Annotated in this window: 7 protein-coding genes; 5 read left to right on the top strand and 2 right to left on the bottom strand. The window is 34.5% G+C overall.

Annotated features, from left to right (window positions below; all coding sequences use genetic code 11):
• Nucleotides 1–244 precede the first annotated feature (244 nt).
• The 3 genes from rpoC (at nucleotide 245) to B0A67_RS02575 (ending at nucleotide 5,986) form a co-directional block, all read left to right on the top strand.
• Nucleotides 245–4,555 (top strand): DNA-directed RNA polymerase subunit beta', encoded by a 4,311-nt coding sequence (gene rpoC / locus B0A67_RS02585; RefSeq protein ID WP_072959411.1) that lies wholly within the window; start codon nucleotides 245–247, stop codon nucleotides 4,553–4,555.
• A 10-nt stretch (nucleotides 4,556–4,565) separates the two neighbouring features.
• Nucleotides 4,566–4,877: a DUF3467 domain-containing protein gene (locus tag B0A67_RS02580; RefSeq protein WP_072959407.1), complete on the top strand. Its 312-nt coding sequence runs from the start codon at nucleotides 4,566–4,568 to the stop codon at nucleotides 4,875–4,877.
• A gap of 377 nt (nucleotides 4,878–5,254) precedes the next feature.
• Nucleotides 5,255–5,986, top strand: a complete 732-nt coding sequence (locus B0A67_RS02575) for a hypothetical protein (RefSeq protein ID WP_072959404.1) — start codon at nucleotides 5,255–5,257, stop codon at nucleotides 5,984–5,986.
• A gap of 84 nt (nucleotides 5,987–6,070) precedes the next feature.
• Here the strand turns inward: B0A67_RS02575 and B0A67_RS02570 are convergent, their stop codons facing one another.
• Both B0A67_RS02570 and B0A67_RS02565 read right to left on the bottom strand, forming a co-directional pair.
• Nucleotides 6,071–7,660 (bottom strand): peptide chain release factor 3, encoded by a 1,590-nt coding sequence (locus B0A67_RS02570; RefSeq protein WP_072959401.1) that lies wholly within the window; start codon nucleotides 7,658–7,660, stop codon nucleotides 6,071–6,073.
• Between the two features lie 158 nt (nucleotides 7,661–7,818).
• On the bottom strand, nucleotides 7,819–9,261 hold the full coding sequence (locus tag B0A67_RS02565) for an alpha-amylase (protein WP_072959398.1): 1,443 nt from the start codon (nucleotides 9,259–9,261) through the stop codon (nucleotides 7,819–7,821).
• A 537-nt stretch (nucleotides 9,262–9,798) separates the two neighbouring features.
• On the opposite strand from B0A67_RS02565, the gene B0A67_RS02560 reads away from it, so the two are divergent.
• Nucleotides 9,799–11,229, top strand: coding sequence for a peptidylprolyl isomerase (locus B0A67_RS02560; RefSeq protein WP_072959395.1), 1,431 nt, complete (start codon nucleotides 9,799–9,801; stop codon nucleotides 11,227–11,229).
• A 78-nt stretch (nucleotides 11,230–11,307) separates the two neighbouring features.
• Nucleotides 11,308–12,261 carry an AAA family ATPase gene (locus tag B0A67_RS02555; protein ID WP_072959392.1) on the top strand — a complete coding sequence of 318 codons (954 nt, stop codon included), beginning with the start codon at nucleotides 11,308–11,310 and terminating at the stop codon, nucleotides 12,259–12,261.
• Nucleotides 12,262–12,295: the final 34 nt, after the last annotated feature.

Here is a 12,295-nt window from a genome sequence, read left to right as displayed (position 1 = left end):
TAAAAGTTTTTAGGATTTATACCCGTAACCCGTTCCGATTTTTTATTTAAACCTGAAAAGTTTTATAATTAGCACTTCAAAATTTAGTTTGAAGTTTAGAGAAGTAATCCGAGGTAGTGTTTGAGTCGAAAGTTTGAAAGTCCAAAGTATAAAGTCAATAGTGACTTTATAAACTTTATGACATTTGACTTTAGACTAAAATAAAATCAATTTTTTAATTGCAGATAAATCAATAGTAAAAACTATGATGAATAATAGAAATAATAATAAAGATAAAAATCCGGTAAAAAGATTTAACAAAATCTCTATTGGATTGGCTTCACCTGAATCTATCTTGAAAGAATCAAGAGGAGAGGTTTTGAAACCAGAAACTATTAACTACAGAACACACAAACCAGAACGTGACGGACTTTTCTGTGAAAGAATCTTCGGACCTGTAAAGGATTTTGAATGTGCTTGTGGTAAATATAAAAGAATTCGTTACAAAGGTATCATCTGTGACCGTTGTGGTGTTGAAGTTACGGAGAAAAAAGTACGTCGTGACAGAGTTGGACACATCAACCTTGTTGTGCCAATTGCTCACATTTGGTATTTCCGTTCTCTTCCAAACAAAATTGGTTATATCCTTGGTCTTCCATCTAAGAAATTAGACATGATCATTTACTACGAAAGATATGTAGTAATTCAGGCTGGTATTGCTAAAAATGCAGATGGAGAATCATTACAAAGATTAGATTTCTTAACTGAAGAAGAATATTTGAATATTTTAGATACTCTTCCACAGGAAAATCAATATTTAGATGATATGGATCCTAATAAATTTGTTGCCAAAATGGGAGCAGAATGTATTATGGATTTATTAGCGCGTATCGATTTAGATGAGTTATCTTACCAATTGAGACACAGTGCTAATAATGAAACATCTAAACAACGTAAAACTGAAGCGTTGAAAAGATTACAAGTTGTTGAATCATTCCGTGAGTCTAACTTAAACCGCGAAAATCGTCCTGAGTGGATGATTATGAAAGTGGTTCCGGTTATTCCACCAGAATTACGTCCGCTTGTACCGCTTGATGGAGGTCGTTTTGCAACTTCAGATTTGAATGATTTATACCGTCGTGTAATCATCCGTAACAACCGTTTGAAAAGATTAATGGAGATTAAAGCTCCTGAAGTTATCTTAAGAAACGAAAAACGTATGTTACAGGAATCTGTAGATTCATTATTTGATAACACTCGTAAAGCTTCTGCTGTTAAAACAGAATCTAACAGACCATTAAAATCATTATCTGATTCCCTAAAAGGTAAGCAAGGACGTTTCCGTCAAAACTTACTTGGAAAACGTGTGGATTATTCTGCTCGTTCGGTAATTGTTGTGGGACCTGAATTAAAATTATTCGAATGTGGATTGCCAAAAGATATGGCATCTGAGTTATACAAACCTTTCGTTATCCGTAAATTGATTGAAAGAGGTATTGTTAAAACAGTAAAATCTGCAAAGAAAATTATAGACAAAAAAGAGCCTGTAGTTTGGGATATCCTTGAAAATGTAATCAAAGGTCACCCGGTATTACTTAACCGTGCTCCTACGTTACACAGACTTGGTATTCAGGCTTTCCAGCCAAAATTAATTGAAGGAAAAGCGATCCAGTTACACCCATTAGTATGTACGGCTTTCAACGCCGATTTTGATGGGGATCAGATGGCAGTTCACTTGCCATTAGGACCAGAGGCTATTTTAGAGGCACAATTATTAATGTTGGCTTCTCACAATATCCTTAACCCTGCAAACGGTGCGCCAATTACTGTACCTTCTCAGGATATGGTCTTGGGTCTATATTATATGACCAAAGAACGTATCTCTACACCAGAACACATAATTTTAGGTCAGGACTTAACGTTCTATTCTGCTGAAGAAGTAAACATTGCATTAAACGAAGGAAGATTAGAATTGAATGCTCGTGTAAGAATCAGAGCAAAAGATTTTAATGAAGCTGGAGAATTAGTATTCAAAATTATTCAAACAACTGCTGGACGTGTATTGTTTAACGAAGTAGTACCTGAAAAAGCTGGATACATTAATGATGTATTGACTAAGAAAAACCTTAGAGATATTATTGGACACATTTTAAGTGTGACTGATGTACCTACTACTGCAGCTTTCTTAGACAATATGAAAGATATGGGGTATAAATTCGCATTTAGAGGAGGTTTATCATTCTCTTTAGGTGATATTAGAATTCCAGAGCAAAAAACAAAATTAATTGCAGATGCCAGAGAGCAAGTTGAAGGTATTTCTGTGAATTATAACATGGGTCTTATTACCAATAACGAGCGTTACAACCAGGTTATTGATGTTTGGACTTCAGCAAATGCTCAGTTAACAGAATTAGCAATGAAAAATATTAGAGAAGACCAACAAGGTTTCAACTCTGTATATATGATGCTTGATTCTGGGGCGAGGGGTTCTAAGGAACAGATTCGTCAGTTAACTGGTATGCGTGGTTTGATGGCTAAGCCTAAAAAATCTACTGCCGGTGGTGGTGAAATTATTGAAAACCCGATTCTTTCTAACTTTAAGGAAGGTCTTTCGATCCTTGAGTACTTTATCTCTACTCACGGTGCTCGTAAAGGACTTGCGGATACGGCTCTTAAAACTGCCGATGCCGGATACTTGACAAGAAGGCTTCATGACGTATCACAAGATGTTATTGTAAACATCGAAGATTGTGGTACTCTTAGAGGTGTTGAAGTTTCTGCTTTGAAGAAAAATGAGGAAATTGTTGAATCTTTAGGAGAAAGAATTTTAGGACGTGTTGCATTGCAAGATGTTATTAATCCTCTTACTAATGAAGTTCTGGTTGAGTCCGGACAACAAATTACTGAAGCAATCATGAGAGTTATCGAAGCTTCTCCGATTGAAAGAGTAGAAGTTAGATCTCCATTAACTTGTGAGGCTTTAAAAGGTATTTGTGCTAAATGTTACGGTAGAAACTTAGCTACTGGAAAAATGACACAAAGAGGTGAAGCTGTCGGAGTTATTGCAGCTCAGTCTATTGGAGAGCCAGGTACACAGTTAACACTTCGTACGTTCCACGTTGGAGGGGTTGCTGGAGGTATTTCTGAAGAATCTAGTATTGTTACAAGATTCAACGGTAGACTTGAGATTGAAGATTTAAAAACTGTAAAAGGTGAGGACAGTGAAGGTAATGCGGTAGATATCGTAGTATCACGTTCAACTGAATTAAAATTAGTTGATGAGAAAACTGGAATCGTTTTAAATACACACAATATTCCTTACGGATCTAGTATTTTCGTGAAGGACGGTGAAGTAGTTACTAAAGGATCTGTGATCTGTAAGTGGGATCCATATAATGGTGTAATTGTTTCTGAATTTACTGGTAAGATTGCTTACGAGGATTTAGAGCAAGGACAATCGTTCATGGTGGAGATCGATGAGCAGACAGGATTCCAGGAAAAAGTAATTTCTGAAGCAAGAAATAAAAAATTAATCCCAACTTTATTGGTTTACGGTAAAGAAGGAGAATTGATTCGTTCGTATAACTTACCAGTAGGAGCCCACCTTATGGTTGAGAACGGTGAGAAAATTAAAGCAGGTAAAGTATTGGTTAAAATTCCACGTCGTTCTTCTAAAGCGGGCGATATCACGGGAGGTTTACCAAGAATTACTGAGTTGCTTGAGGCTCGTAACCCTTCAAACCCAGCGGTTGTTTCTGAAATTGACGGTGTTGTTTCTTTTGGAAAAATCAAAAGAGGTAACCGTGAAATTGTTATCGAATCTAAATTTGGTGAGATTAAAAAGTATTTAGTTAAACTTTCAAGCCAAATCTTAGTACAGGAAAATGACTTCGTAAGAGCAGGAGTACCATTGTCTGACGGTGCAATTACACCGGATGATATTTTAAGAATTCAGGGACCGGCTGCTGTTCAACAGTACTTGGTAAATGAAATTCAGGAGGTATACCGTTTACAAGGGGTAAAAATTAATGACAAGCACTTTGAGGTAGTTATTCGTCAAATGATGCGTAAAGTAAGAGTTCAGGATCCGGGAGATACATTATTCCTAGAAGATCAATTGATTCACACTAAAGATTTCATCGTTCAAAACGATAAATTATACGGTATGAAAGTAGTTGAAGATTCTGGAGACTCTGCGGTATTGAAACCAGGTCAGATTATTTCTCCTCGTGATTTACGTGATGAAAATTCATTGCTTAAACGTAATGATAAAAATCTAGTGGTAGCAAGAGACGTAATTACTGCAACTGCAACGCCAGTTTTACAAGGTATTACAAGAGCTTCGTTACAAACTAAATCATTCATCTCTGCTGCGTCATTCCAGGAAACAACAAAAGTACTTAACGAAGCTGCTGTAGCTGGTAAAGTAGATAATCTGGAAGGATTGAAAGAAAATGTAATTGTTGGACACAGAATTCCTGCGGGAACTGGTATGAGAGAATACGATAACACTATCGTAGGTTCTAAAGACGATTACAATGAAATGATGGCTAATAAAGAAGAATATATCTATTAATTAGGAAACTATGAGTAATCCGAAACAACAACAGGAGCAAATTAATATTGAGTTAGACGAAACTATTGCAGAAGGAATTTATTCTAATCTTGCTATTATCAACCACTCATCATCAGAATTTGTTTTAGATTTTGTGAGTATTATGCCAGGTATTCCTAAAGCCAAGGTAAAGTCAAGAATTGTCTTGACGCCACAACATGCTAAAAGATTATTAAAAGCAATTGGTGAAAATATTCATCGCTTTGAAGCCGCTCATGGCGAAATCAAAGAGACAGAACAAGCGCCAATACCGCTTAATTTTGGTCCGGCAGGACAAGCATAAAATCAGAAAGCCCCATTAATTTTTTAATGGGGCTTTTTTTTTATAATTCAAATTAAAGCGTAAAATGTATTTCAACCGATTTAGTTTTGCTTTCGTCGACTAAATTTCAAGTTTTGAATCTATTATGCTAAATTGGTTGCTCCTTCTAAAAAAGGATTAATTTTTGGAATATAATAACTTAGTAAAGGTTGGTTTAATTCAAATTAAAAAAAAGCGCTAATGATAAATTAGCGCTTTTTTTATGCGCGCTTGTGTAATGCTGAAATAGGAGTGAATAGATTTAAATTAATTTATAGGCTTTCCAACCTTTTTATAGAAAATGTACTCTATATAAGTAATGAGCATCTTCGAAAGATCTTAACTTAAAAAAGTACAATATGAAAAAGAAATTCACCTTAGAAATAGCAAGCCCTTGTTCTGAAAATTTTAATAAAATGGTTCCTAATGCAACCGGCTCATTTTGTAATTCATGTGCGAAAAATGTAATCGATTTGAGTAAGAAATCCAATCATGATGTGGCTAAATTTATTGCAGAAACTAAAGACCAAAATATTTGTGCCCGTTTGAGAGTGACACAATTAGATCAGGAGTTTGAATATAATGAAATTTCTAAAATTAGTAATCTTAAATATGCAGCAGTGGCCGCATCACTTTTATTAGCATCAAATGTTTCTGGACAAGAAAAAGCAGCTGTTAAAACTGAAATAAGCTGTCCAAAACCAAGCAATTATTTAATGGGTAAAGTTGCCTATAATCAGAACGTAAAGCAGGAACTCCTGATAACCATTAAAGGGAAACTATTAAATGCTACAACAAATAAACCATTTTCGCGTAAAAACTACCCAAATTTAGGACTTACAATTAATGATTCAGAAAAGATATTTAGAATAAATTCTAAAACTGGTGAGTTTTCTATTTCTGCAAAAGTTTTAAAAAGCAGCAAAAGTCTGATAGTTACGATTACAGGAGATGATTATTATCTTTCAAAAGAAATACCTTTTGCTATAGAATCCGTTAAGAATAATGTTTTGCGACAAGATATAATTGTTGGGGAAGGGGAACTTACCAGAATTATGATTGCCGGAGGATTAGGGATTAATTATAAGTAATATTTTTGAAATTGAATAAAATAAAAAGGCTGTCTAAAATTATTTTAGACAGCTTTTTTATGTGTTTTTCTTTTAAAGAAAATATTAATCGAATTCAGAAGTAAAGAATAGTTTCACGCTAGGATATTTACTTTGAGTCATTTGAATTGTAAAATCAGAATCAGCCAGAAATACCAATTGACCGTATTTATCATGAGCCAGGAATTTCTGTTTAATACGTTTGAATTCCTTGAATTCATTATTTTTGGCATCATCAGGTTTTACCCAGCAAGCTTTATGAACAGGGAAGTTTTCGTAAGTACATTTTGCACCATATTCATGTTCTAGTCGGTATTGGATAACTTCATATTGCAGTGCACCAACAGTTCCGATTATTTTACGGTTGTTCATTTCTAAGGTAAACAACTGAGCAACACCTTCATCCATTAACTGATCGATCCCTTTGTCCAGTTGCTTGGCTTTCATAGGATCAGCATTGTTGATGTATCTAAAGTGTTCCGGAGAGAAACTCGGAATTCCTTTGAAACTCATAATCTCGCCTTCCGTTAAAGTATCTCCAATTTTAAAATTTCCGGTATCGTGTAAACCAACAATATCACCTGGATAAGAAATATCTACAATTTCTTTTTTCTCAGCAAAAAAGGCATTTGGACTAGAAAATTTTAAATTTTTCTTCTGGCGAACGTGGTAATAAGGTTTGTTTCTTTCAAAAGTTCCGGAAACAATTTTTATAAATGCCAAACGGTCTCTGTGTTTTGGATCCATATTAGCATGGATTTTAAAAACAAAACCAGTCATTTTTTCTTCAGTCGGATCTACCAAACGAGTTTCAGAATCTTTTGGTCTTGGAGAAGGAGCGATCGATACGAAACAATCCAACAATTCGCGAACTCCAAAATTATTTAAAGCGGAACCAAAAAACACAGGTTGTAATTTTCCGTCTAAATAATCCTGACGATCAAATTTTGGATACACTTCATCAATTAATTCTAATTCCTCACGTAATCTGTCTGCTGGTTTTTGTCCGATTATTTTTTCTAGTTCAGGGTTTTGTACATCAGAGAACGCAATGGTTTCTTCGATGTTTTTACGGCTGTCCCCGCTGAAAAGATTAATATTTTGCTCCCACAAATTATAAATTCCCTGAAAGTCGTAACCCATACCAATTGGAAAACTCAAAGGCGTAACCGTTAGTCCAAGTTTTTGTTCTACTTCATCCATTAAGTCAAAAGCATCTTTTCCTTCACGGTCCAGTTTATTGATAAAAACAATCATAGGAATGTTTCTCATTCTACAAACTGCCACTAATTTTTCCGTTTGTTCCTCAACCCCTTTTGCAACGTCAATCACTACAATTACGCTATCAACAGCTGTTAAAGTTCTAAAAGTATCTTCGGCAAAATCCTTGTGACCGGGTGTATCAAGGATGTTGATTTTTTTATCTTGATAATTAAAAGCAAGTACAGAGGTTGAAACCGAAATACCTCTTTGGCGTTCGATTTCCATGAAATCACTCGTGGCTCCTTTTTTAATTTTATTGTTTTTTACAGCACCCGCTTCCTGAATAGCCCCTCCAAACAACAATAATTTTTCAGTTAAAGTTGTTTTACCGGCATCGGGATGCGATATAATTCCAAATGTTCTTCTGCGTTGTATTTCTTTTAAAAAGCTCATATTTCGTATAAATAGGTTGCAAAAGTACTATTAATTACGACTTAATAAAAATAATCACTTCTTAAATTAGGAAGTCTTTCGTTTTATTAAACATCAGTTGCCTGTAAAAAAAATAAGGCTGTTTTATCAGAACAGCCTTAGAATTATAATTTTTCGAATTATTGGTTAACAGACCAAACTGAATATCCTTTGGGCGGACATTGAATTTTTACCCATTTGTCTGCCTGAGTTGTGGTAGACCAGTTCGAGTTTCCTGTAAAATCTTTGATTTGAGTATTGGCCCAATTGGTCTGGATCCATCTTTCTTGCCAGGAGTTAGAGTTATTGATGTAAACGACTAATCCGGGGTTTCCATTATACCCATTTCTTCTGGCAATATATTCATCATCATCAGCATATAAAATTGAAGTTGTACCTGTAGCTTTGTTGTTGTGAATCCAGATCAGATTGTTTAACTTATTTTTATCCAGCCATTCTTCATAATCTCTGTAGAATATTGTTGGGTATCCTTCGTGAGTTAAAATATAAGAGTAGGCTAATAGCTTGTTTGAGATCTCATCAGTATCATGATTGGTAACAAACGTAACGGCTTTATATGGATTTCTTTTCCACATCATGTCGTCGTTTAATAATGCCAGATTATTTCCATCAAAAGCATCATTCATTTTGTAGTAGCAGGCAAAATCAAAAACCGTACTGTTGGCATTATTGGCCCAGTCATTTAGTATGTTCACATTAGAATCCCATAATTCACCTACAGAAAATCCGCCCACATTTGCATTCCATGCATTGACAACCCACGCACCAAAACCTTTTACATAGTCAAATCTCCAGCCATCAAATTTCATGGTATTTTTATAATATTTCCCCACTCCGTCTGCTCTTAACCATAACCAATCCTGAACATAAGGATTTGCATGACATAAATCCGGAAATCCCCCAAAAGCACCTTCATCATTATTACCATAACTGTTTTTGTAAAAGTCATTATAAGAACGTTTGAATTTTCCAGAAGCGACTCCGCTGAAATCAGTCCAGGTATTTGTTCCTGTAAACGGATTGGCTTCTGATTGCCCGCCGCTGTTATGATTAATTACGATATCGGCATATACTTTCATGTTTTCGGCATGGGCATTGGTAATTAGACTTACGAGTTCTGTTTTTGAACCAAATCGTGTTTCTACAGAACCATTTTGGTTATAATCTCCAAAGTCAAAATAATCGGTAGGATCATATCCCATAGAGAAAGCGCCGTTTTGGGCCTTAGAAGCCGGAGGTAACCATATCGATCCAATTCCGGCATTCGACCAGGCAGTTACTTTGCTGCTTACCGTGTTCCACCAGGTTCCGCCTGCCGGAACATCCCAATAAAAGGCCTGCATCATTACTCCGCCACCGGGATTGTCGACATATTTTCCTGTTAGAGAAGAGTTGGAAGTTCCGCTGTCGAAAGGTTTTCCGTCATGATGCGTAACATTAATAATTTCAAATTGCTGACTTGCAGCTTTTAAATCCGTTTCATTTGTTTCGTTTTGCGTGCAGGAATACATGAATAATGTCACTGCTGCCCATAAATAAATTTTTACGATAGGTTTTTTCATACTGTAGATGTGGTTAAAGTTAATAAAGTTTATAATATGATATTTATTAGGCTTGAAATCGAACTATTCGCAATTTTAATAGCTATAAATTATCAATTATTAATCTAAAGTATGTGTTTTTTTATTTGATTGGTTTCTGTAAGAAAGTAATTATATGGCGAAAACGTTGTAGTCTTGATAACTTTTTTTATTAGTCTGTATATTAATGGTTTAATTTTTTTGTTGGGCCTCCTGTTAGCAAATATTTTCTGTCAGGACTACAACAATGTTTCCTGTCTTTTTGAAGAAGTTAATCCCCTGTTTGCAGCATGATTTTATTAAATTTAAATATCATCCCTATAATTTTTTGTTAATAGTATAGACGATAGTTGTATTATGTAATTGAATTGTTATTTTTGTTCGTTATAAGTTAAAAAGAACTAGATCTTAATTATTTAGTATTTTCAGTATAATACCATGAAAATACATTTTAAAATGATTTTAGTTTAAAACGAAATTCTAAAGCAAGATCTTTACATTCAAATTAAATTTAAAATAATGTTATTAAAAAAATTACAGTTAAAAACAATTGATTACAAATTAGTGTTGACAATGTGTTTTTTATTTTTTTTCAACTCAATCATTTCGGCTCAGGAAATTATTAAAGATACTGTGATCCAGAAACCAGTTCAACTACAAGCTGGACAGAAGCAAAAAATTGATGGTATTATTGCCAATGTGGGAGATTATATTGTTTTAGATTCAGATATTGATAAAGGTTATTTAGAAATTACAGCGCAAGGTGGTTCTGTAAAAGATATTACAAGATGCCAGATGCTTGGTAAACTTTTAGAAGATAAACTATATGCGCACCAGGCAATTCAGGATAGTATTGTGGTAAGTGATGCTGAAGTCAGAGGTATGATGGATGACCGATTGAATTATATGATTCAACAAGTAGGAGACATCAATAAGGTGGTTGCTTATTATAAAAAGAATTCAGTAGAGGAATTTAAAACCTATTTTTCTGATATTTTAAAAGAGCAAAAACTGGCATCAGAAATGACTAAGAAAATTGTTGATGCGGTAGAAATTACACCGGAAGAAGTTCGTAATTTCTTTAAAAAAATACCAAAAGATGAATTGCCAACTTTTGGAGCTGAAATGGAAGTAGCACAAATTGTGGTAGAACCTAAAGTCTCAAAAGATGATAAGCAAAAAGTAATTGACCGATTAAATGCGATCCGAAAAGATGTTTTAGAAGGGTCGAGCTTTGCTACCAAAGCAGTTTTGTATTCATTAGACCCGGGATCAGCACCTAATGGTGGATATTATAAGATGACAAGGAAAACTCCTTTCGTAAAAGAGTTTAAAGACGTTGCTTTTAGTTTGGGTGAAGGAGAGATTTCTGAACCTTTTGAAACTACTTTTGGATATCATATTATAATGGTTGATAAAATAAAAGGACAGGAAGTTGAATTGCGTCATATTTTAATTTCGCCAACAGTTTCCGAAGATGCTTTAAAAGATGCTAAGGAAAGAATTACCAATATTAGAAATAAGATAGTAAACAAAGAAATCTCTTTTGCTGAAGCTGCAAGAACAGAATCAGACGAAAAAGAAACCAGAGCAAACGGAGGAACTTTAGTTAATCCAAATACTCAGGATACCCGTTTTGAGTTGACTAAAATGGATCCCACTTTATACAGCCAGGTTTCTAACTTGAAAGACAACGAAATTTCTCAGCCAATTTTGAACACAGACGATAAAGGTAAAAAGACTTATAAGTTAATTACTATTACCAACAGAATTGATGCACATACTGCTGATTATGCTAAAGACTATACTAAAATAAAAGAATTAGCATTGAAAGAAAAACAAATCACAACAATCTCAAAGTGGTTTGATACTAAAATAAAAGATACTTATATCAAAATTATTGGAGAGTACAGAGATTGTAACTTTGTATACAACTGGTTGAAAAAATAAGTTTTATTAAATAAATAAAAAGAGTTAGTTTTATGAATTCATAAAGCTAACTCTTTTCAATTTTAAAAATATATCTAAATGTCTGACGTAGCAGCAATTCATAATTTAGTTCAGAAACGAAATGAATTAAAAACCGAAATAGCAAAAATCATTGTAGGCCAGGATGCAGTTGTAGATCAAATTTTACTTTGTATATTTTCCGGCGGACACGCGCTTTTAATAGGTGTTCCGGGATTGGCAAAAACGTTAATGATCAATACTTTGGCGCAAGCCTTAGGATTAGATTTTAAAAGAATTCAGTTTACGCCTGATTTGATGCCTTCAGATATTTTGGGAAGTGAAATTCTGGATGAAAACAGGCATTTTAAATTTATTAAAGGACCCATTTTTTCTAATATTGTTTTGGCGGATGAGATCAACAGAACACCTCCAAAAACACAAGCCGCTTTGCTTGAGGCGATGCAGGAGCGTTCAGTAACCATTGCAGGACAAAACTATAAGTTAGATTTGCCTTATTTTGTATTGGCAACCCAAAACCCAATTGAGCAGGAAGGAACATATCCTTTGCCAGAAGCGCAATTAGACCGTTTTATGTTTGCCATTAAATTAGAATATCCAACTTTTGAAGAAGAAGTGCAAGTTGTAAAACGTACCACGTCTGATGCTAAAACAGTAATTAATCCGTTGTTTACGGCACAGGAAATTATTGATTTTCAGCATTTGATTCGCAGAATTCCCGTAGCAGACAATGTGATTGAATATGCCGTAACTTTAGTAAGTAAAACACGTCCGGATAATGCCTTGTCGAATGAGTTTGTCAAGAATTATTTAGATTGGGGAGCGGGACCAAGAGCCTCTCAAAACTTAATTTTGGCTGCAAAAGCACATGCAGCTTTCAATGGTAAATTCTCACCCGACATTGAAGATGTAAAAGCAGTTGCCACCGGAATTTTACGTCACCGAATTATTAAGAACTACAAAGCAGACGCTGAAGGAATCACAGAAGAGATTATTATTCAGAAACTGATGTAAATAAAAAATAAACGAAAAGTAGCTGTCTCACAAC

Source organism: Flavobacterium aquidurense (genome assembly GCF_002217195.1).
GTDB lineage: Bacteria > Bacteroidota > Bacteroidia > Flavobacteriales > Flavobacteriaceae > Flavobacterium > Flavobacterium frigidimaris.
Note: the sequence above shows the minus strand (reverse complement) of the source record. Positions and strands in the feature narration are given on the sequence as shown.